Here is a 22,795-nt window from a genome sequence, read left to right as displayed (position 1 = left end):
TTAAATCTCCCGTTGTGATGTCTAATTAAAATCCCCGCTACAAAACGTAATTACGAATTACGAATTACGAATTGTCCTAGCCAGGATAATTAACCAAAGGTGCAGGTGCGGGTGCAACGGTTTCCCAACCTGTTTTGACTGACTGAGTGGCTGTTTGAGCATATTCAGCCGCAGCTTGGTTGTAGGCTGGCATGGGTTTGTGAGTGGCAGCTTTAGTTAACCATTTGTCATAGTCTTCTGGAGATTCCACAACTACATTCGCCTCCATAGTGGCGAAGTATGTACCGCTATATTGGGAATCTGTCAGACGATATTGACCTTCCCGGATGGGGGTAAATTCAAAGTCAATTGTTTGGTTGGGAACGATGTCTTGTTTGACGCGGAATGCAGGGATGTAGAAGCCGTGGAGGACATCTTGGGATTGTAAAGCTAAATGTACACGGCGATCGCTTGGTAAATGCAACTCTGTACTGGTAACATCTTTTTCGGGATAGTGGAACACCCACGCCCATTGTTTAGCGAGAACGTCAATTTTTTCGCTGGGTGCAGCTAAACCTGCTTCATCTTCTTCATTGGTTGCAGCATAAGCTGACTTCATTTCTATTGGGTTGTGTAGGTGTACCAAGGCTGTAGAACCTTGAATCCCCATTTGTTCATAAATTTGGTAGCTATAGCCAGCAATCCAAAATACCAAGAAAATAGGGATAGCTGTCCAAATTACTTCTAGGGTGACATTACCCTCAATGTGAGGGCCATCACTCAAATCGTCTGCGGCTGCCCGGTGGAACAGTAAGGAGTAAAACAGAACGGCTGTTACTCCCAGAAAGATAAACGCGCCCAGAGTCACCAAAAAGCTAAATAAATCATCAATCAGGTGAGATTCAGCAGCAGCTTGGGGGGGCAACCAGGAATAGGCTACTTTACCTATCCAGAGACTGATAGTAGAAATAGCGATCGCTCCTACTACCAATATCAAAATATTGAGAAATTGGGGGATTTTCATAGTCCAATAGTCAATAGTCACGAGTCAATGGGCATGGGGCATTGGGCATTGGGCATTGGGCATTGGGCATTGGGCATTGGGCATTGGGCATTGGGCATTGGGAATTGGGCATTGGGCATTGGGCATTGGGCATTGGGGTAAATATTTCTCCCTTGTCTACCTTGTCTACCTTGTCTACCTTGTCTCCCTTGTCTACCTTGTCTCCCTTATCTCCCTCTGCTTTCTTCTACTTAAGTACGGTGTTGAGGTTTTCTCCCAAGCGCAGTAGGCTATCGGCGGTGTTGTGTACGCCAAATTCAGCAGCTAGTTGCGCTCCTAAAGTGCCGTGGAGATACATAATGAACATGATGAATACACCTGCGGCTAAATAGCCCCACTGCACTTGTTGCTCTTTGCCGTCAGACCATACATAACGCTGCCATGCTCTCCATAGAGTCATCAAAGCAATCAACCCTAAGAGAAATACACCCCCTACTCCATGCCAAAGCATCGTTTGCATGGCTTGTAATCCCCAAGCACTTTTGATATCAGGGGTTGGGGTGGCGAGGAACATTTCATAAAAGCCTGCGGCTACTGTGAAAAAGGTGATGACGGTTGAACCTACCATGTTGTACCAACCAACATCAAAGAGGTTTTCCCGTTCTACACTCAACCCCAAAAATTTGAACACCCATTTCTGGAAGGGAAAGAGAACAGCAACGATATCAAAGGTAATGCCAATGATGAATAAGCCCAAAGTCAAATGGACTAGGTTAGGATGAATCGGAATGGTGTAAGGTAATCCGTTAGCTCCTAATTGGATATTTAATTGGTCAATTAGTTCTGAGTTCATGGCAGCATTCCATCCTTGACAGCTTCAACAACTGGGACTGTGTGCAGCCCATACACCCAAACAAGTTCATCTCCGAGGTAGACTTGCATACCCACAAGTAAGACTAAAATTAACCCGACTCCCAAGTAGTGAACGGGGATTCTTTGGGGGTCACGGATGCGGAGAACATAACGCCAAGCTGTTATCGCCGCCAGAATACCCGACAGTGACCAGCCAATGAGTGTATGTAGGTTTAGCACTGACTTAGCCACTTCGTAGGGTTTTGCCAAACCAGCTTCAAATTGACCAAAAATAATGGCCACAAAAATGGCAATGGTTGCTACAAATAGATTCCACCAACCTACTTCAAAAAAACGGCTTTTACCTGTAAAAAAACCAATGGCATCACAGGCGAAAGCAAACAAAACCATCGCAATCACAAAGTGAACAACGATAGGATGAAGTGTGTCTGGGTAGGGTAAATTGTGGTCATTCAAAGATGTAAGATAATCAAGCATTCTACTCTCCTAGGCATATCGCCTCACCTCAGTTTCATCTCAATAATCGGCATCAACTCATATCAAGATAGGCATTCATCCATGACCAGAATTAGTGAATCAGATAGTCGTAGCGAAATCTGATCACCCTATGATTAGCCCACTTGTTGTCACATTTTGTGAGGCTATTATTTATAGTCAAGGATTGAGTTTAATTGATTTGTTCATACTGATAAGCTACAACAACGATTTTTAATTTACCTAACAAAATTGCTGTTGTTTGTTGATTTAGGGAGACCTATCTATTAGCTTAAGGATTTTTTCAATACTTGTCAAAACTTATTCAAATTTTTTTTAAATTTATTTGATTAGCAAAAACAAGTCTTTTATAATGTATCCTTCCTTGCTGTTTTAGTATATGGCATATACAAAATATTTAAATGTGCGATCGCAACATTCGTTAATTGTTAATTTGTGATTAAAATTACCATTATCTTGGCTAGAATATAAATATTATTAATAATCACTTATTGGTAATTTAAAAAGTAACTTAGGTTGATTTATATGAAACTCAAAAATGTTCATTAATAATATTTTGAGGCAGTTAGTAATGAGTAATGAGTAATGAGTAATGAGTAATGAGTATTAAACGCAGATGTACGCAGATAGACGCAGATAAAGAAATACCCAAAATCTATGGTGCGTCAGTACTTACGTACTCTACTAAATATCCAAGTTTTTACGAATCAACTCTTATAGTTTGTACTGGATGATAAATTTAAGATTTACATAATTAAAGTTTAATTGAGTTTTAACGTTTGTTTTCTAATCTAACTCAAGTGTTTTTACGGAAACTTACCCATAGTGAACAGTAAACAGTTATCAGTAAAATCCCTGGAGCTAAGTCCCCTAGTGCTGGTAGGCGTTAGTGCGCTCTCCACACCACACCATCCCTTTGATAACTGATAACTGATAACTGACAACTGATTTAAGTCATCTACCTGTAACCAAATACTTGTGAGGAGAAATCATGCGGCATTTCTTAGGAGCTTTTTTGCTGGGAATGGCTACAATATCTATTATGCCAACTGAAAAAGTTCTCGCTGGAACATTAACGGGTCAACCCCCTATTGTCATCGGACATCGAGGTGCTAGTGGTTATCGTCCTGAGCATACTTTAGCTGCTTATGAACTAGCGATTGAAATGGGGGCTGATTATATTGAACCTGATTTGGTCGCCACTAAAGATGGTTATTTGGTAGCGCGTCACGAAAACGAAATTTCTGGAACAACCAACGTTGCTAGCATTGCTGAGTTTGCTGACCGTTTCACAACTAAAGTGATTGATGGGCAAAGTATATCAGGCTGGTTTACAGAAGATTTTACCTTAGCTGAGTTGAAAACTCTCCGCGCTATTGAAAGAATCCCCGCTATTCGTCCAGATAACACGGCTTTTGATGGATTGTTTGAAGTGCCAACTTTGCAAGAAGTCATTGATTTAGCCAAGACAAAAAGCGCATCCTTGGGACGTACTATTGGTATTTATCCTGAAACTAAGCACCCCAGTTACTTTGATTCTATTGGCTTATCAATGGAAGAAATTTTGGTCAGTGTTTTAAATGCCAATGGCTATACTGATGAAACTGCACCAGTTTACATTCAATCTTTTGAAGTCAGCAATTTAAAAGATTTGAATACATTAACTGATGTCTCTTTAGTACAACTTGTTAGTAGTGGTGGTAAACCCTATGATTTTGTACTGAGTGGAGATGCTCGTACTTATGCTGATTTAATTACACCATTAGGGTTGGCAGAAATCGCTACCTATGCTAATGGGATTGGTGCTAACAAAAATTTGATTATTCCTAGAGTTGGGGGTAATTTATCTTCTCCGACAACTTTAGTTGATGATGCTCATGCGGCTGGTTTACTCGTTCACGCTTGGACATTTCGGGATGAGAATGTTTTCTTACCTGCGAATTTACAAAATAATCCCGAAGAAGAGTACAGACAGTTTTACAAGACTGGCATTGATGGGGTATTTAGCGATAATCCCGACACGGCATTTAAAGTACGTTCTGCTTTAGTTCCTGAGCCTGGTGCTATGTTTGGTTTGGGAATTATACCGATGTTTGGCTGGTTATTGCGTCGGCGGAAATAATTGGTAATTCGTAATTCGTAATTAAGATGAGGGTTTTGACGGTTATCAGTTATCAGCAAAGAATCTTGAACTATAGCTGATAACTGTTCACTCTCGGAATTGTAGATTTTAAATTTTGCATTTGGGATTGAATCTAAAATCTAAAATCCCAAATCTAAAATTGAATAACTGATTTAATCGGTTGTGAGTGCAATTATGGGACGATTGGCCATTGTACTCAAACCTACTGATTTAAATAAGTCCATCCAATCTCTAATTAAAGTAAAGTCATTGGGTTTTTCTGTACGTAAATCAGCTAAGGCTTTGACGGTATCATGCCAATAACCGTTTTCTGCATAGATGAATACCCGTTGCTTGGGTGTTGATGTTTGCAATTGTGTAGCTATTTCGGCGGTGGGTTCTACTCGTTCTATCCAACCACTGGCTATAGAATCGCCACTGCGATCGCCTCCTGTGGGATCGCATAATAAGGAAAATCGCCATTGATATTTTTTACCTACCTCTAACCCAGAAAAATCAGCCGGTAGGGTATAACTCATGATGCCGTTGTTAGCTTTGAGAGTCAATGTCTTTTCTAGTAGGATTTCGTCTCCTGACTCATTCCGTAACATAAAGGCAGCTTGTTGAGCAGAGGTTTCAGGGACATTGACAAAAAATGTCGGGCGATCGCTTAATGTTAATTCTACAGGAATTTCTGTAGCTGACATTTCGGCGGGTTTAGTCGGTAAGACTGCACCAATAGCTTCAGGTGTACATTGACCTCTTGCTGCTCCTGCTTCTAAATTGCGAGAACCTCTAATTCCAGGTACTTTAAATCTTAATAGGGAACGACGACGAGGGGTAAACCTGGGTTGTGGAATTTGGGAAATTAAGTTTGTTTTGTTAGTTGTTGATGTTGCCGTGGCTGTAAGTGTAGTCAACAACACCTGTGGAGCTAAAGTTAAACTTAGTGTGATTAATAGCAGAGTCTTTTTTAGCATAATTTTTGATAATAGTCAGCCTTGGCAATTATTCAATCTGTTAAAGATTTAATGAGTTTTATTAACAACAATTACTTATTAGTGACTTTCCCATAAACTAGAAAGTTCCGATATGGCAGTCATATCAGTAGATATACCATAAAAACTTTTAGAAATTTACTAAGAAATAGCCAATTAAATGTTATAAAATTACCAAGATATCAATAAGTTACTAGTTAACATTACTTAAAATATCAATTGAGCTAATACGCAAGTGTCACAATTGATGGTTGGTGGGTGATGCTATCAGTCTCATGACTACGTTCAAATACGTTGACAGCGTCACACAACGGCAATAAAGCGAGAACTCAGAGCGGCGGCGGCCGCCAATCTAAAGTTCGGTGGGGAGGAAAGTCCACACTGCTTTTTGCCTCCCCTACATAAAAGATATGTGAGTTATGTAAGTGCTAGCTAATTGACTGATGACCGACCGAATTTGAGATGTGGAATTTGGAATTTTGGATACCATCTAAAATCCCAAATTGATTGATTTTCTCCGGCTAGGGAGGCCATCGGAATTATTTACACCCTAGCTGTAGTTGAGGAGACAAAACACAGATGCAAAATCTCAAGTCAAAATTTAGTAATTTTTCCCAAGCAGCGTTGACTGCTAGTGGTACAGTAGTGCTGACTAGCTTGGTAATTACCGGGTTAATTGTAGGGTTGCGGAGTTTCGGTAGCTTAGAAGGGATGGAGTTAGGCGCGTTTGATTGGTTAATGCGATCGCGTCCTGATGAAAAAGAAGATAATCGGTTTTTAGTGGTGGGTATTGATGATGTAGATATCCAAACCCGTAAAGAGTACCCGATTGAAGATGGGACACTAGCTCAGGTATTAGAGAAATTAGAGGCGCAAGCACCGCGAGTTATTGGCATAGATATTTTAAGGGACGTGAAGCAAGGTAGTGCCACTGGTAGAGCCGAATTAGTGAACTTGTTAACAAAAAGCGATCGCATCATTGCTGTTTGTGCTATCAGTAAAGCTGACTCCCCCGGTATTGCAGCCGCACCGGGGATTCCTGAAGAGCGGGTTGGCGTGGCAGATTTTCCTGTAGATCCTGGTGGAACTGTACGCCAAGGAATGATCCTCACAATTCCCCAGGCTTCAAAACTACCAGCACCCAGTGAACATATCTGCAATTATGTTAGTGCAGAAAATCAACTACCATCTCTCAGCTTTCAACTAGCAACACGTTACCTAGCAGAGATGGGAATTGAACCAGAACTTACCAAGTCTGGTGAAATTAAATTAGGTAACACGGTTCTCAGACGCTTAACACCCAACGCCGGCGGATATCACAAAGTAGATACCGGCGATTATCAAATGCTGTTGAATTATCGTTCACAGAAGCAAGCAGTGACACAAGTATCTCTCAGGGATGTGTTAGCCGATCAAGTTAAACCAGAGTTAATTAAGGATAAGATTGTCCTAATTGGTTATACTGCCGCCATTGTTAAAGATACATTTTACACCCCTTATAGTGCAGGGGCATCCGATAGCCAAAAAATGCCAGGGGTAGTAATTCACGCGCAAAATGCGAGTCAAATATTGAGTGCAGTGCTAGACAAACGACCATTATTGTGGCATTGGCATGAGCTACCTGAAGGGTTATGGATATTTGCTTGGTCATTAGTAGGAGGCTTTTTAGCCTGGCGGATTCGCAAACCTTGGTTATTAATTTTAGGTGGTGGAATTGCGATCGCGCTATTACTTGGCGGTACTTATCTGATATTTCTCCAAGCTGGATGGATACCCCTAGTACCCCCAGCCTTGGGACTCCTAGCTACAGCTGGCGGTGTAGTCTTAATAGATAGATATGCAGCCACCATTGTTAAAACCGTCAAAGGCTTCTTAAAAATCAACATTGATATTGATGAAGAAAAAAAAGATGAAGAAGTAGCCGCCATCACCGAAAGCGATTATTTTTTAGAATTGCAGCAAAAAGCCAAAGACTTGCGGAATCGAGAGAGTCAACCCACACCTACACCGGATATTGTCGAAAATTCCCCAATCCAAAATCTCCCTCCCCAAGAAATTTTGCCACCAAAACTAACTGAATCAATCACAACAATTGGCGAAATTGATTATTTAAAACCAGTGCGTGACAGACGCAACAAACGCCATCTCGAAGAAAATAACAATAATACCGATAACTTAGAAGTCACACCACAACCCACACCAGTAGAAGAACAAGAAGAAATAGAATATTGGCAACAACTACAAAACAGAACCAAAAAACTCAGAGAACATAAACAATAAACTCTGCGTCTGGAGCGTTTGAAAGAAATGGAATCACCACCAACTAAAACCCTCACTGATATAGCGAACTTACCCGATGAAGAACGCCAATTAATGAATTGGATAATTCGCCAACAACAAGTAACTTTAGCTGAAATTACAACTGTTCAAAATATTCCTGAACAACAAGCCAAACAGCAGATTGAAACCCTCATATCCCAAGGATTCATTCAGTGTGTAAGTGATAGCAATACCACCTACTATAAACCTCATTTGATCCAATCAAAAAAAAGTAACCTACCTCAAAATATCTGGGATAAATTAGATACTTAACTAGCCATCATAAAAAAGTCCCCTACACCCCTACACCCTTATTATTTGAGAACTAAAGTTCCCACTACGAACCTTTAATTATTTACCCTGTTCTACTTAATTTTTACCCAATTCCCAATTCCTAAGAACTAAATCATCATGCCGAAAATTGTTTCTATCCACTCATTTCGCGGTGGTACAGGTAAATCAAATTCTACTGCTAATTTAGCCGGAATAGTTGCTCGTGCTGGTTATCGCGTCGGGATTATTGATACCGATATTCAATCCCCAGGTATTCATGTCCTCTTTGGATTTGATGAACAAAAAATGAAATACGCCCTCAACGATTATTTGTGGGGACGTTGTGCTATTGAAGATACAGCTTATGACGTTACCTCGGTATTAAATAAAGCTTTAAGCAAAAACAGCCGCATTTATTTAATCCCATCCAGTATTAAAGCCAGAGATATCACTAAAATTTTAAGAGAAGGATTAGATTTTAATTTGTTGAATCAAGGCTTTCAAGATTTACTCACTACTTTAAATTTAGATTATCTATTTATTGATACTCACCCAGGATTAAATGAAGAAACATTACTTTCTATTGCCATTTCTGACATTTTAGTATTAATTCTCCGACCCGATCGCCAAGATTTTCAAGGTACAGCCGTCACAGTAGAAGTAGCCAGGAAATTAGAAATACCAAAAATGCTACTGCTAATTAATAAAGCCCTGCCAGCACTAGATTTTGATGCTTTACGTCAACAAGTAGAAAAAACATATAACGCACCTGTGGCGGGTATTTTACCTCTATCAGAAGAGTTGATTCAACTAGCTAGTAGCGATCTATTTTGTTTAAGACATCCAGAGCATCCCTTTAGTCAAATTATGGAGAAAGTAGCACAGATGATTATACAAAACTAAACAATTGAGAAAATAATTACTTTTATATGATGAATTTACGAAATTGTCTCTAAACAAATTGATTATATTTATTGAGAGTTATTTACAGAGAACCATGAAAAAATTAATCGCACCAGTATTATTCATGGGAATTAGCATCAGTTTACTAGCCAGCCTTCCCAGTATAGCAAATAATAATAATTTATTACTGGGTCAAGTTAACAATAAAAATCACATTAAAAAAGAATTTATTGCTAGTGGAACAGAGCCATTTTGGAGTGTGACAGTCAGCAAGAAAGAAATTATTTATGCTACTCCAGAATATCGCCAAAGCTTTCCTTATGTTGCGCCATTACAGGCATCTGGTCGCCCTGTAGACTTAGTAAGAGTTTATCAATTGAGAGATAAAAACAATATAAACAATACTTTGATACTTCAAAAAGTATCGTCTTGTAGCGATGGAATGTCTGATATCAAATATCCCTATTCAGCTATCTTTATTAGGGGTAACACAGTTTTAGAAGGTTGCGCTAGGTATAACAGAGTCAATAATTAAAGGTTTTTAGGGGTGAACGAAATTTTGTGTGGGATTTCTAGCTAAGTATCCAAAAAATTACCCTCCACACTCCCCACACTCCCCACACCTTTTTTCTCTCACCCGGTTTTTAGTGTACCCGTGCGGGGCGCAGCGTCTCGTAGAGAAGAGCTTCGCTCTATGGAGAGGCGTTTCCCAACCAAATCCAGGAAAAGTCAGAGTCAGGCAGACTAATAGATATTCAGTGTTGATAGGATGGGGAAAGGCTAAAGTTTTGTGCTATCAATCACAGTTTTGTTTAATCATGACTACTCTGCAAGTTACTTTTTCTCTGACTACCATTGCCCAACAAACTCGCCAAGCTGCTAGTAAATTGGCTATTCTCTCGACTGATGCGAAAAATCAAGCGATCGCCTCTGTTGCCCAAGCGTTAGAATCGGCTAAGGATGAGATTGTGTCAGCTAATATTGCTGATTGTGAAGCGGCGACGGCTGCGGGTATCGCTAAACCCCTCTATAAAAGATTGCAGTTGGATGAACATAAATTAAGAGATGCGATCGCTGGGGTGCGGGATGTTGGTAAGCTAGCTGATCCTGTGGGACAGGTGCAAATTCACCGTGAGCTTGATTCTGGCTTGGTTCTTAAGCGGGTAACTTGTCCTTTGGGGGTGTTGGGAATTATTTTTGAAGCGCGCCCAGAAGCGGCGATTCAAATTGTCTCGCTGGCGATTAAATCTGGTAATGGGGTAATTCTCAAATGTGGTAAGGAAGCTGTACGCTCTTGCGAGGCGATAGTTAAAGCGATTAAACAAGGTTTATCACAAACAGATGTTAGTCCTGATGTGGTGCAATTACTCACAACTAGAGAAGAAACTTTAGAACTTTTAAAGTTAGATAAATATGTAGATTTAATTATTCCTAGAGGTTCTAATTCTTTTGTGAGGTTTGTACAAGAAAATACTCGCATTCCTGTACTTGGTCATGCTGATGGAATTTGTCATTTATATATAGATGAAGCGGCTGATATTGATAAGGCTGTGCAGATTGCTGTTGATGCTAAAATTCAATATGCTGCTGCTTGTAATGCCATTGAAACTATGTTAGTACATCAGGCGATCGCACCAGAATTTTTACCGAAAGTCGCCGCAGCATTGCAAGCAGTTGATGTGGAAATAAGAGGTGATGAACAGACTTTAAAGATATTGCCTGATATCGCTCCTGCTATTGATGCTGATTGGGAAACAGAGTACAGTGATTTAATTTTGGCGGTGAAAATTGTAGACTCGTTGGAGAGTGCGATCGCTCATATTAATGAATATGGTTCTCGGCATACAGATGCGATTGTTACTGAAGATTTAGCGACGGTAGAAACATTTTTTGGCTTAGTTAATTCTGCCGGAGTTTTTCATAATTGTTCTACTCGCTTTGCTGATGGTTTCCGTTATGGTTTTGGGGCAGAAGTCGGAATTAGCACTCAACAAATGCCTCCCCGCGGCCCTGTTGGTTTGGAGGGTTTAGTTACATATAAATATCAATTGACTGGTGATGGACATATTGTCGCCACCTACACCGGGGCAAATGCTCAAGCTTTTACTCATAGAGATTTAGTTTAACGCAAAGGAACGCGGAGGTAAACGCAAAGTGACGCGGAGAATAGCACTTTGCGCCCCTCTGCGTGAACCTTTGCGCTACTCTGCGTTTAAACTAATGCTTTTAACAACGCCTGAAGCTTGAGTTGAATTTCCGCAAATTCTCGTTCAGGATCAGAACCGGCGACGATACCTGCACCTGCATAAAGTCTAGCGCGATCGCCATCAATTAAGGCAGAACGAATCCCCACGATAAATTCACAGTTACCTTGGGAGTCTACCCAACCCAAAGGCGCAGCATATAAACCCCTCTCAAAGTTTTCATAACGGCGAATTTCTGCACAGGCGACATCTCTGGCTGCACCGGCTACTGCTGGTGTGGGGTGTAATTGGGCGACAATTTTTAAAGGATGTACATTAGCGGGAACGATCGCACTAATTGGTGTCCACAGGTGCTGAATGTTAGATAATTGTCTGAGACGTGGGGCTAATACTTGGGGTAATAAACCTAGTTGCGTGAGGCGTTGGGTAATGAAATTCATCACTAATAAATGTTCATGTCTTTCCTTTTCGCTGTTAAGTAAGCGATTCGCATTAACTGCATCTTCGGCTGGGGTTTTACCTCTAGGTGCAGAACCTGCTAATGCGTCAGTAATTAATTGTTGATTATGAATACTAATTAATCTTTCTGGACTTGCACCGATAAAACTTTGTCCCTTGCCATTACTAGTAGAAAAAATATAACAATTAGGATGAATTTTGCGGAGGTTATTTAAGGAGTTAAATAAATTGAAATTCTGATTGGAATTGACATCTAAGACATCTGCTAGGACAATTTTACTGAGATGACTAGAATTAATTTTTTCTAAAGCTGAAACTACAGAACGCTTAAAATGTTCTGTATTCTTAACAGATTTTTTCGTTAAAATTGCTGGAAAATAATCGATATTAGGGGAATAAGGCTTTAAAGAATTAATAGTTTCTATTTTATGACTGAGTTTTTGTAAGAATAACTGAATATTAAAATTAGCATTAATAATAGTATTGGTTACTAAAAAACATTGTTCTTTTTTCACAGAGATTTGCCAACGGGGTAAAAAAACCGTGGCCGAGGGAAAGGGATAATCGAGTTGGTGGGGTTGATCAAAAAAGCTGAAGTAACAAAAAAAGTGCGCTCCAGTAAATCCGGTTTTTGTATCACCGAAAGTAATTATATTTTTGACATGAGATTGAATGAAATATTCAGCTTGATTAAAGCGATCTTCGCCATTAATCTGGATTTTTTTGACTGCATCGATGGCCGCGATCGCTTCTCGTTTGCCTTTATGCTCAAAGTAAAATTTTATTTCATTTGCTTGCGCTAATTTATCCAATACTATTAGCGGATCAACTAAATCAATTTCTAGGGAAATGCTGACTATTTGCCGACAATTATTTTTGATGCAATTTTCTTGAACAGCTAACAAAAATTGGTAGAGGTCTTTTTGCTCTACTACAAAGTTACTACGACATGGTGAAACTGTCATAAATCTAGAAATAGTAAATTTTTTTTAAGTTATCTTCCTAAAGTGTAATTAAACGTGGTCGTATTTCTACAGGTAGCATATTCAGTCACCATTTCACCAGAGTATGGCTTGCTTTGTTGAGGGTGTTCCCAAACCCTGACAAGCAAGGCTGATGCTTGCCCTGCCAACTAAGAAATGTAAAATTTGCCACGGGGAGGTTAAGAAGTTGTAACATAGTGCGGTTAGTGGTAGCGGGTTCTGAGTGATTAGAGAAAATGTATTCAGCCTACTTTCAAGTAATACACTCAACTAAATAGAAAGTATATTACGCATCACTCAATCTAAATAAATTATGAGTAAATTTTTGTTAGTTTAATTAATCAGGACTGATGACTACAAAACAAATTTCTCGTCCCAAGAGTAAATTATGGATGGCAGCAATTAAACCGCCGATGTACAGCGTGGCAATTATGCCAATTTGGGTTGGCACATCTGTAGCAATTGCAGAAACTAAAAGTTTTAACGTAGGAATATTTTCTACTTTTGTAGTAGCTGCAATTTTGATTCTGGCCTGGGAAAATATTAGTAATGATGTCTTTGATTCGGAAACAGGTATTGATATAAATAAACACCACTCGCTGGTGAATTTAACTGGTAAGAAGACTTTAGTATTTTGGTTAGGAAACTTGTGTTTGATTGGGGGGTTGTTGGGGATATTAGCGATCGCTATCTGGCAACAAGACCCCACGGTCATCGGTATAATTTTGATGTGCTGTGGTTTAGGCTATATGTATCAAGGGCCTCCCTTTCGTCTAGGATACCAAGGTTTAGGCGAAATCCTCTGCTTTTTTGCCTTCGGTCCTTTGGGCATCACAGCCGCTTACTACAGTCAAACTAAAACTTGGTCACTTACCGCTTTAGCCGTCTCCGTAATTGTCGGTATTGTCACCAGTTTAGTGTTATTTTGCTCACACTTTCACCAAGTCCAAGATGACATTGCCGCCGGGAAGCGATCGCCCATTGTTCGTTTAGGTACAGCCACAGGCGCGAAAGTCCTGACTTGGTTTACAGGTAGCATTTACCCCCTGAATTTGCTGTTTGTAGTATTGGGTATTTTCCCCGTCTGGACACTTTTAAGTTGGCTCAGTCTTCCCTACGCCTTCAAATTGTGTCGCCACGTTCAAAAACATCACAACCACCCCGAAAAAGTCAGTAATTGTAAATTTATTGCCGTCGCTGTGCATTTTTGGAGTTGCTTGTTATTGGGTGTAGGATTTGCGATCGCAGGAGTGTGAGGAGGTAGAGGGCAGGGTGCAGGGGGAGGTTATTACGCAGTTTCCAATACGATGTACCAATTTGATTTTCGTAGCATAAAACAGGAATTTGTGCGATCGCTTGTCACTAGTCACGGGATTTGGGAAACACGGGAAGCGATTATTCTCAGGTTGTGTGATGCTAACGGTAACGTCGCTTGGGGAGAAATCGCCCCCATTAGTTGGTTCGGTTCGGAAACTCTAGAACAAGCTTTAGATTTCTGTCACCAACTCCCCCAAGTAATTACAGAGGCAAATATTTTTTCTATTCCCGATGATTTGCCAGCCTGTCAATTTGGCTTTGAATCAGCGTTGGTGGGATTGGGGACTGGGGAGCAGGGTGCAGGGGTGCAGGGGTGCAGGGGTGCAGGGGGAGACAAGGTAGACAAGGGAGACAAGGGAGAAATATTTACCCCAATGACGGCAGTTGCTACAACGGAGGAAACCTCCGCAACGCACTGCCTCCCCAATGCCCAATGCCCGATGCCCAATGCCCAATACAGTGCCTTACTGCCATCTGGAGAAGCAGCGTTACATCAATGGCAGAATCTTTGGCGGCAGGGATATCGCACGTTTAAATGGAAAATTGGGGTAAATGATATTAGTCAAGAACTCTCGATGTTTGAGTTACTGACACAAGCTTTACCAGCTAAAGCCAAACTGCGCTTAGATGCTAACGGGGGATTGAACTATGAACAGGCGCAATTATGGTTGAAAACTTGCGATAATTTGGGAAAAAAACCTAAATCACAAATTGAAATTGAATTTATTGAGCAACCCTTACCTGTCGCTGATTTTGGCGCGATGTTGGTATTGAGTCAGTCTTATGATACTGCGATCGCTTTAGATGAATCTGTTGCCACACTGCAACAACTTGCGGCTTGTTATGAGAAGGGTTGGCGGGGAATTTTTGTGATTAAACCAGCTATTGCGGGTTATCCCTCCCGTTTGAGGAAATTTTGCCAACAGCATGAAATTGACGCAGTATTTTCATCAGTCTTTGAAACTGCGATCGCTAGACAAGCTGCACTCAGATTAGCAGCAGAATTATCTCACCGCGATCGGGCTGTTGGTTTTGGCATCAATCATTTTTTTACCCAAGCAGAAGATGACACCTGGCCAGAAAGTTTATTTTCATCAGCTAATTCACCATGATTTACTAATTGGTGAAGACAACCAAAAATTTCAGCAAATTGCCACCAAAATCTACACCAAACTCACCCAATTATCAATATTAAATCCCTCACCCAAAATTATCCTAGCCGAACGCGCACCAGTCAAATTTCTAGCTAGTTTTATCGCCGCCTGTGCAGCCAATTGCCAAATATTTTTATGTAATCCCGACTGGGGAAAACAAGAATGGGAGCAAGTATTTAACTTAGTAAAACCAGACATAATTTTAGGCATAGAAACCCTACCTAAATTCTTCCATACCCAATGCCCCATGACGGCAGTTGCTACAACGGAGGAAACCTCCGCAACGCACTGCCTCCCCCATGCCCCATGCCCAATGCCCCATTCCCTAATCATGATTCCCACCGGAGGTTCATCGGGCAAGATAAAATTTACCATGCACACTTGGGAAACTCTCACCGCATCGGTACAGGGGTTTAAAGAATATTTTCAGTTAGAAAACGTTAACTCATTTTGTGTTTTACCGTTGTATCATGTTAGCGGTTTAATGCAGTTTATGCGTGCTGTCATTACTGGCGGTAAATTAGTAATTCTGCCTTTTAAATCAATAGAATTAGGTTTAAAATACCAAATTAACTATCAAGATTTTTTTATATCTTTAGTTCCTACACAATTACAAAGACTGCTACAAAATCAAGCATTAACTGCATGGCTCGCTCAATTTAAAACTGTTCTTTTAGGTGGTGCGCCTGCTGGAGAGGAATTATTAGCAAAAGCTAAGTTTCACGGTATTAGGTTAGCACCAACCTATGGGATGACAGAAACAGCTTCTCAAATTGTCACCCTTAAACCAGATGATTTTTTCAATGGTAAAACTGGTAGTGGACAAATTCTTCCCCATGCTCAAGTGAAGATTTACAACAATCAAGGAGAAATTTTACCGCCTAATCAAATCGGTAATATTATAATTCAAGCTAAATCTTTAGCTCTTGGTTATTATCCAGATTTTTGGCATCAAAAAGATGATTTTTCTGTAGATGATTTAGGCTATTTAGATGAGCAAGGTTATTTAACAATTGTTGGACGTAATAGTGATAAAATCATTTCCGGTGGAGAAAATATTTACCCCATAGAAATCGAGTCTGCTATATTCAAAACACAAATGGTTAATGATGTTTGTGTAATTGGTATACCTGATCCAGATTGGGGACAAGCATTAACAGCTATTTATATTCCGCAAAATACTGATATTACTGCTGAGGAAATTAAAACTGCACTAAAAAATCAACTCAGCAAATTTAAAATCCCTAAATATTGGATTTCTTTAGATACATTACCGCGTAATGCCCAAGGTAAAATTAATCGTCAAACATTACAACAAATCGCTATGGAATTTTTGAGAAACTCAACTAAATCATGAGTAGGGTGTGTTACGGCTACGCAAGGATTTGAGGGTGTTAACAAATGAAATATAGCCGTAACGCACCGCTATAATACGACAAATTTAACTATAGTTTGTAGTAAGGACTTCAGTCCTTAATATTTTCAGGACTAAAGTCCTTACTACAAACCTAATTATTTCATGAAATAACTTCTCTGGCTTTTCTTCTTTCCGCCTCTTCTGTTTCTCTACGATGTCTTTCTAACCAGTGAACGATATTAGTAGGTAATGCTTGCTTATTACGAGTATTGGCACTAATACAAACATGGCGAGTAATTGCCTTAGCTACCACTACATCACTCAAGGCAACTTCATAGTGAATTTCAAACTTTTCATCACTAATTTTTTGCGGCATTAGGCTAACTAATAACTTGTCTCCGCAAAATATAGGACGCAGAAAATCGACGCTAGCATGAACTATAGGAAATGCAATTTCGGGAGCAGTAAAAAAATCTTTGAGATTGATACTTGATGTTCTGAGTGATTCTTCATAAGCTTCATGGCAAATACTCAGAATATTGGCGAAGTAGACTACACCGGCTGCATCTGTATCTTGAAAGCGAACAGTGCGATGATAACTAAAAGACATAAATTTCAACCATAAAAAAATAGCAGGTGCTATACCTGCTCTCATGGTTAATTTTACTGTAATGTCAATCCAAATTACTTGATGGGTAAATATATATCTTCAGATGTAGGGTTGAGGTAGGGACGCTGCAAATCAATGGAATGACTTTGAAAATGTTGGTGAATAGCTTTCATCCGTTCTTCTACAGCGTTTTTACCTTTTTGCCAGGCTTCTAGTAAGGCATTCGCTAAGATTTGACAACGGTTCATCCCAAAACTTTCTTGTGCGGTAAATTTTTGAGTCGGTTCTTCAGCTAGTCCTAAACCGGGTGCTAAAAACTTGGTAAATAACGGGATTTCTCGGCGAAAATAAGCTTGATTTTCTCGATAAACCGATTGCAAAATTTTGTGAATTTCTGAATAGTCATGACGCTCAAAATAAAGTACCCCAGCATCGTAGCGTTCGTAGGCACTAGGATTGTAAAGGACTTGAAAGGTAAAAGGAATAGTATTGGCGTTGAGTTGCTGGGTGAGACTATCCATGAGCGCGATCGCACCAGCCGCACTAAAATTAAAATAGATTCTACCTGTGCCTAAATTTACATCTGGACTGCTGTGCTGTTCTTGTCCCACATCACTCACAGCTAGATAATAGCCGTTTTGCAAGCGATTATTCGGCATCCAAATTGCTACTGATTCCCCAACTTGAGCAGATTTTTTTCCAGGTTTGAGATGACAATCTGGCTCTATATATAAGGTTAAACCATCTTTAGCTACTGCCATACTACCATCAGGTTCTTTTCGCAGCACTTCCCAACTAGGGTCAAAATAACCTCTACCATGATTACTAGCTTGCAGTTGTTCGTAAAATTTCCAGTCAATATCTACAACCGAATTAGTTGCTAAATTGTGTGAAACTTGATAGTTAGCATTACTAGAATCAACTGCCAAGCAGCTTTGTAAAGCTCCGTTGTAATAGATGCCGTAAATAAAATTACGTAATAATAAATTGAGGTATTTATGTTGGATGTCAGGCGAATTATGCTGAAATCTATCTGCTACTTTAGAGGGTAGAGCAAAGGGCTGATAATTCGGATGATAGATACAAAAATTGGGTTCGATTTGGATATTGGTAGCAATATCGCTCAAGTAATTTAGCATCGTTCTAGCAGAATAGTTTAGCATTAATTACATTCGAGGGTTGGGGAAACAGGCTTGGGGGAATAGTGCCTTTTACCTTACTTAGCAGCCACGCAGACGAGTTTTTTCGTAATATAGAGGAATTAATTGGTTTTCCTTTTCTGGTTGGGGTATTTTATTCTTATTAACTACAGAACTGATCATTTCTAATTCATTAATTCCCAAAATACTGACTATAGATTTCTCAGGCATAGTCAGGATATTTTTGGCGAACTGTAACTTATACATATCAGAACTATCAAAGCTTTGGCAATTGTTAATAATGTCTTGGATTTGATGAATTAATCCTAATCCTGTAAATTTGATAACTCTGCCTAAAAAATCACTGCTATACTCCAAAATCATCGGGAAAGTATTAAGATAAGCTTGTAATAATGCGACTAATGAAGGTTGAATATCCTCTAATGGAGTCATAGCTAATTGTAGAGATTCTGCTAACTCCAAAGTTGGATCTATAACTAAGCTAGAAAGCCAAATTTGTAAGTAACTCGCTAATATATTTCCTAAATCAAAGGCGGGATCTCCCCATCCACAAGCTTCCCAATCAATTAATCTTACTAAACAGTTATCTAACTGATTCCATCGGGAATGAATTAAGATGTTGTGTAGGTTTAAATCGTTGTGTGTCAAGCAGCAAGGATTCCATTCATAGGCTAAATCCGCAATGGCTGCTTCTAAACTTTCACAATTCTGATAGAACGCATAGAATTGCCTTGCTTCGCTTTTAATCTTAGCGAAAATATCTGGAGTAATTGAACCTATCCCTTGTGCGGGGTTGTAAAAACTATAGCGAAACTGTCCTTGGGGTGCAGTCGCCATAAAATCGCGGTATTCCTTACCTTGGAAAGTAGCACGATGTAGTGCTGCTAATGTTGTCCCGATAGCTGAAGCGATTTCTACAGGGAAAATATTCTGGTGTTGATAAAAACTATTTAAATCTAAGTATTCACTGAGATAGCTACGCACTAGGATGGAGTTTTCTTCATCAAAATGTAGCACTAAGGGCGCGATCGCAGAAATATTACCTAAAACTGGAAACTTTTGCAGTAATTGCTGAAACAGCCATTCATTGAACAATTCATGATTAATTATATCAGTTTCAATCTGGCGTTCTTGCTTAACTAGGACTTGGCGATTATCTCCTAACTTCACCACTAAATTACGATTCTTCTTATTAGTTTCTGGCAAATTTAAAGCCTCAAAAGTGCCGTCTACTAAGCTACACAGACCTGCTGTGTGCAGATACTGGATAACATTTTGAGCAGATAGTGGTGATAACATAATATTATTTCCTAGTTTCTAAGATTGCCGATAAATCTCTGCAATTCAGGCAGATTTTTGCTGTAGCAATTGAGGTAGATAACAACAAGTATTTATATATCAGTATTTTTTGAATCTCTTATATTCATATCTCATCTAGTGTAATCAAACCTGCCAATATGGCAGTAATTACTTTTAATTTTACTTTATTTTTTAATTGTTTCTGTACTGAATCTTTATACTATATTTTTTAATTAATTAAAAAATAAAACGATTAAATTCAGATTTTATATCACTTTTACCCCAAGAAAATATTGTGTTCGCGTTTAAAATTATACCCTATTTTTTAGAGGTTGCATAATTCAATTTTTAGCTAATTACATCTATTTATTCTTTGTCTAGAGCTATTCACAGATTCATGTCACTATCAAATTTTAGCTTAATACTTAAATATATTTGTATTATTTAATACACAATTTGCATGATTTTAAATAATAACTGATAATAGTATTTCAGTCTTATAAATTTTTTTGCTTTAATCAGCATCTACTACAAAAACTATCTCTAGGTAGATGTAAGTCAATGCTATTACTTTCTCTCCCAGAGATTATTTTAGTTTTGCTATGTTATGAGATTGTGCAGTATAAATATCAATTTAGGGTTTATTTGATCAATTATGCTTGTTCACTGTTGACGGTTAACAGCCAACAGCAAAAGATATACAACTTAGATACTCGACAGCTATATTTTTATTTATCATCATCACGCCAAACAAACCGGATATTTTCGTAGAGAGTAATTATTTTTTTAGAGATAATGTTAATGATAAGGTTAGGAAATTTAATTTATTGGTAACTTTCTATACTGGATTAATTAAATAATATTGCTTAATATGTTTGTAAATATATTAATTTTAAAGGGTATCCAGACGTAATATTATAATAAATAAATACTTATGTGTATAAAATAAAACTTTCTTTTCAAGAAAAAATTACTTAGATGATGACTACACCTTGGATAAATAAAATACACTTGAAACAAGTGAGGTACACCATCAGTAATAAGTAGTGCGTAATAAGTAAATTTCTTACTCATTACTCATTACTCATTACTTTTTTCAATCAGTTGCTGTACCTCATAAACATCGAATCTGCTGTATCAATTATCAGGTGTAGTGTGGTGGGTATACCAACGCCTTCTAGCAATTGGTATAAAACCATCAGCTATAGTTTCAGTTTTGGTGTAGAGTAATATAAATGTACTATCTAGAGGTAAACAATTGTTACCCAACGCGATGTGCAACTTATTTTTGAAACCCCTCTCCATAGAGCAAAGCTCTTCTCGTAGAGTACCTCTCCCCTGTAACTGTAGAGACGTTGCATGCAACGTCTCTACTTTGATTCTTGCTCCCCTTCCCTACAAGGGAAGGGGTTGGGGGTTAGGTTTTAGAGAAAGTTGCACACGGCGTTACCCAACACTAAAGAATTGCTTAACCATAACTGTCAGTGCCAGCATACCTAAAATAGTCATTAATCCAGCAGGCATAAATTTGCGAGTTTTAGCCAGTCTAAATGCAAATAATAAGACTAAAACAGCCGTAATGCAAGTTGCTAGCATCAAACCCCAAGTTTGTCCTTGAAGTTGCAAGTAAGCGGCAATAATTAGTAGTAAGCCAGTAAAGATACCACTGAGGAGGGAAACTTGACTATTTGCCTGAAAGTAGCCAATAATGCCACCAATAATGGCTAACATACCATAGGCGATCGCAGCAATTATACTTAAATTCATAGTTAAAACCTATGTAGATTTTGCTTTTGCTACCCAAAACTTCCAGGAAATCAACTTGTTCCACATGGAATCTATATACAGTGTGTAGCCAGAATTGTGATCAATGGTCAGTTCTTCATTTTGAATTTTGAATTTCTTTGATTGACGGATAATTTAGCCATGCCCACGGCAACTAGTTCTTCCTATGCCCAGGTTCAACTGCTGCAACGCCAAGCAGCATCACTTTTACTTTATCAATCAGTGCTGCAAAATCAAGTAGGTATTTCCTTTCTAGAGCTGCTGCAAGCTATCCGCTATAGTGATGCTGATGGGCGGGGTTGCTTGCAAGCTTACGGCACTTACTTTCATGCCTTAGCCGATAAACAGCAAACTTGGGAAGACTACCTCATCAGTCAAATTCTCATAGCAGAAAATCCCTTTACAAAGCTGGCTCAACAGCGAGATTTTCCAGATTTACCACCCGCTTTAGTAGCCGCAGCCCAGCATGATTTACAAATCTTACAGAGTTTGTATGAATGCAGCAGTGCTATTTTAAGTGAATGGGTACAAGGTGTAGCCCATTTAGCCGTGTCTCCTGTAGTGTGGTACGTTGAACCAGAGGACATCACCACTCAACCAGAATTAGCATTGTCTCTGCACCATTTAGAACACTGGGCAAATATTGTCGAAGATTTAGCAAATTACTATCGCCAATTTGGTACAGGCTTATTTGCCCAATATCGGGCATTACGCTGGGAAAACAATCAATTTATCGGCATACCTTACCCTGACTCTGTAAAGCTCAATCATCTTGTCGGTTATGAGTCCCAAAAAGATGCCCTCATCAAGAATACAGAGTTTTTATTAGCGGGTGAAACCGCACTGCACGTATTACTATATGGTAGTCGTGGCGCAGGGAAATCTTCCTTAGTCAAAGCTTTGTTAAATGAATACAGTCATCGCCATCTTTGCTTGTTGGAAGTGGCAAAATCAGACTTACAGCACTTACCAACTATTGTGGAACAGTTACGGGGCTTGCCACAGAAATTTATTATTTTTGTGGACGACTTATCCTTTGAAGAAGATGACGACGCGTTTAAAGCCTTAAAAGTAGTTTTGGAAGGGAACTTAACAGCCAAACCACAGAATGTAGTTGTTTATGCTACATCAAATCGTCGCCATTTGATTCGGGAATTTTTTAGCGATAGACCGACTCCCAAAGATAATGAAGAAATCCATGCCTGGGATACTATGCAGGAGAAACTTTCGTTTAGCGATCGCTTTGGTTTAACTTTAACCTTTGAATCCGCCGACCAAAAGACATATTTAGAAATTATTCAACATCTAGCAACACAAGCTGAAATTAATCTCAACCAACAAGACTTAGAATTTCAAGCCTTACAATGGGCTACCCGTCATAATGGACGTTCTGGAAGAACAGCCAGACAGTTCATTGACTTTTTAAAAGCAGAACTATCACTCTTAAATACCAAATCCTAAAACCCACAAACCGATACAAAAACTTACGAATTACGAATTAC

General features: G+C 39.1%; 20 protein-coding genes. 10 read left to right on the top strand and 10 right to left on the bottom strand.

The genetic code is table 11. From position 1 onward, the window contains the following. Positions 1–76: 76 nt before the first annotated feature. From ACPZ3T_RS28825 to ACPZ3T_RS28810, 4 genes are all read right to left on the bottom strand, one after another. Positions 77–1,003 carry a cytochrome c oxidase subunit II gene (locus ACPZ3T_RS28825; protein WP_490272838.1) on the bottom strand — a complete coding sequence of 309 codons (927 nt, stop codon included), beginning with the start codon at positions 1,001–1,003 and terminating at the stop codon, positions 77–79. 10 nt (positions 1,004–1,013) lie between these two features. Beyond that, on the bottom strand, positions 1,014–1,136 hold the full coding sequence (locus ACPZ3T_RS28820; protein WP_490272837.1) for a hypothetical protein: 123 nt from the start codon (positions 1,134–1,136) through the stop codon (positions 1,014–1,016). Between the two features lie 93 nt (positions 1,137–1,229). Then, positions 1,230–1,835: a DUF2231 domain-containing protein gene (locus ACPZ3T_RS28815; RefSeq protein WP_490272836.1), complete on the bottom strand. Its 606-nt coding sequence runs from the start codon at positions 1,833–1,835 to the stop codon at positions 1,230–1,232. Further along, positions 1,832–2,332 (bottom strand): DUF2231 domain-containing protein, encoded by a 501-nt coding sequence (locus tag ACPZ3T_RS28810; protein WP_490272835.1) that lies wholly within the window; start codon positions 2,330–2,332, stop codon positions 1,832–1,834. Before ACPZ3T_RS28810 ends, ACPZ3T_RS28815 begins: the two co-directional genes overlap by 4 nt. A gap of 1,009 nt (positions 2,333–3,341) precedes the next feature. Between ACPZ3T_RS28810 and ACPZ3T_RS28805 the strand changes: the two genes are divergently transcribed. After that, on the top strand, positions 3,342–4,472 hold the full coding sequence (locus ACPZ3T_RS28805; RefSeq protein WP_490272834.1) for a glycerophosphodiester phosphodiesterase: 1,131 nt from the start codon (positions 3,342–3,344) through the stop codon (positions 4,470–4,472). 173 nt (positions 4,473–4,645) lie between these two features. Here ACPZ3T_RS28805 and ACPZ3T_RS28800 read toward each other — a convergent pair whose 3' ends face one another. Beyond that, entirely contained in the window at positions 4,646–5,452 is an 807-nt protein-coding gene (locus ACPZ3T_RS28800; RefSeq protein WP_490272833.1) for a DUF928 domain-containing protein, read from the bottom strand. 597 nt (positions 5,453–6,049) lie between these two features. Here ACPZ3T_RS28800 and ACPZ3T_RS28795 point away from each other — a divergent pair. From ACPZ3T_RS28795 to ACPZ3T_RS28775, 5 genes are all read left to right on the top strand, one after another. Further along, positions 6,050–7,750, top strand: a complete 1,701-nt coding sequence (locus ACPZ3T_RS28795) for a CHASE2 domain-containing protein (protein ID WP_490272832.1) — start codon at positions 6,050–6,052, stop codon at positions 7,748–7,750. Between the two features lie 27 nt (positions 7,751–7,777). Continuing rightward, the gene (locus ACPZ3T_RS28790; protein ID WP_490272831.1) at positions 7,778–8,062 is read left to right on the top strand and encodes an ArsR family transcriptional regulator; all 285 of its coding nucleotides are present in this window, start codon (positions 7,778–7,780) and stop codon (positions 8,060–8,062) included. A gap of 138 nt (positions 8,063–8,200) precedes the next feature. Continuing rightward, positions 8,201–8,965, top strand: a complete 765-nt coding sequence (locus ACPZ3T_RS28785; RefSeq protein ID WP_490272830.1) for a MinD/ParA family ATP-binding protein — start codon at positions 8,201–8,203, stop codon at positions 8,963–8,965. A gap of 94 nt (positions 8,966–9,059) precedes the next feature. Then, positions 9,060–9,500: a COG3650 family protein gene (locus tag ACPZ3T_RS28780; RefSeq protein ID WP_490272829.1), complete on the top strand. Its 441-nt coding sequence runs from the start codon at positions 9,060–9,062 to the stop codon at positions 9,498–9,500. A gap of 283 nt (positions 9,501–9,783) precedes the next feature. Further along, complete coding sequence (locus ACPZ3T_RS28775; RefSeq protein WP_490272828.1) at positions 9,784–11,091, top strand: glutamate-5-semialdehyde dehydrogenase; 1,308 nt, start codon at positions 9,784–9,786, stop codon at positions 11,089–11,091. Between the two features lie 86 nt (positions 11,092–11,177). Here the strand turns inward: ACPZ3T_RS28775 and ACPZ3T_RS28770 are convergent, their stop codons facing one another. Continuing rightward, on the bottom strand, positions 11,178–12,593 hold the full coding sequence (locus tag ACPZ3T_RS28770; protein WP_490272827.1) for an isochorismate synthase: 1,416 nt from the start codon (positions 12,591–12,593) through the stop codon (positions 11,178–11,180). Between the two features lie 368 nt (positions 12,594–12,961). Between ACPZ3T_RS28770 and menA the strand changes: the two genes are divergently transcribed. The 3 genes from menA to ACPZ3T_RS28755 are packed head-to-tail and all read left to right on the top strand — an operon-like array spanning position 12,962 to position 16,439. Further along, entirely contained in the window at positions 12,962–13,867 is a 906-nt protein-coding gene (gene menA / locus ACPZ3T_RS28765; protein WP_490272826.1) for a 2-carboxy-1,4-naphthoquinone phytyltransferase, read from the top strand. A 51-nt stretch (positions 13,868–13,918) separates the two neighbouring features. Beyond that, positions 13,919–15,040 carry an o-succinylbenzoate synthase gene (locus tag ACPZ3T_RS28760; protein WP_490272825.1) on the top strand — a complete coding sequence of 374 codons (1,122 nt, stop codon included), beginning with the start codon at positions 13,919–13,921 and terminating at the stop codon, positions 15,038–15,040. After that, positions 14,994–16,439 (top strand): 2-succinylbenzoate--CoA ligase, encoded by a 1,446-nt coding sequence (locus ACPZ3T_RS28755; RefSeq protein ID WP_490272824.1) that lies wholly within the window; start codon positions 14,994–14,996, stop codon positions 16,437–16,439. Before ACPZ3T_RS28760 ends, ACPZ3T_RS28755 begins: the two co-directional genes overlap by 47 nt. 160 nt (positions 16,440–16,599) lie before the next feature. Here ACPZ3T_RS28755 and ACPZ3T_RS28750 read toward each other — a convergent pair whose 3' ends face one another. From ACPZ3T_RS28750 to ACPZ3T_RS28735, 4 genes are all read right to left on the bottom strand, one after another. Continuing rightward, positions 16,600–17,049: an acyl-CoA thioesterase gene (locus tag ACPZ3T_RS28750; protein WP_490277406.1), complete on the bottom strand. Its 450-nt coding sequence runs from the start codon at positions 17,047–17,049 to the stop codon at positions 16,600–16,602. Positions 17,050–17,123: 74 nt separating this feature from the next. Then, a complete protein-coding gene (locus ACPZ3T_RS28745) occupies positions 17,124–18,212 on the bottom strand; it encodes a T3SS effector HopA1 family protein (protein WP_490272823.1) in 1,089 nt (362 codons plus the stop codon). A gap of 57 nt (positions 18,213–18,269) precedes the next feature. Next, positions 18,270–19,508, bottom strand: a complete 1,239-nt coding sequence (locus ACPZ3T_RS28740; RefSeq protein WP_490272822.1) for a phosphotransferase family protein — start codon at positions 19,506–19,508, stop codon at positions 18,270–18,272. A gap of 1,446 nt (positions 19,509–20,954) precedes the next feature. Next, positions 20,955–21,275, bottom strand: coding sequence for a TMEM14 family protein (locus tag ACPZ3T_RS28735; protein WP_490272821.1), 321 nt, complete (start codon positions 21,273–21,275; stop codon positions 20,955–20,957). Positions 21,276–21,434: 159 nt separating this feature from the next. On the opposite strand from ACPZ3T_RS28735, the gene ACPZ3T_RS28730 reads away from it, so the two are divergent. Then, a complete protein-coding gene (locus ACPZ3T_RS28730) occupies positions 21,435–22,754 on the top strand; it encodes an ATP-binding protein (RefSeq protein ID WP_490277405.1) in 1,320 nt (439 codons plus the stop codon). Positions 22,755–22,795 lie beyond the last annotated feature (41 nt).

It is taken from the genome of Aliinostoc maniaoense (genome assembly GCF_058172895.1).
This window is presented reverse-complemented; position numbering and strand designations above follow the sequence as displayed.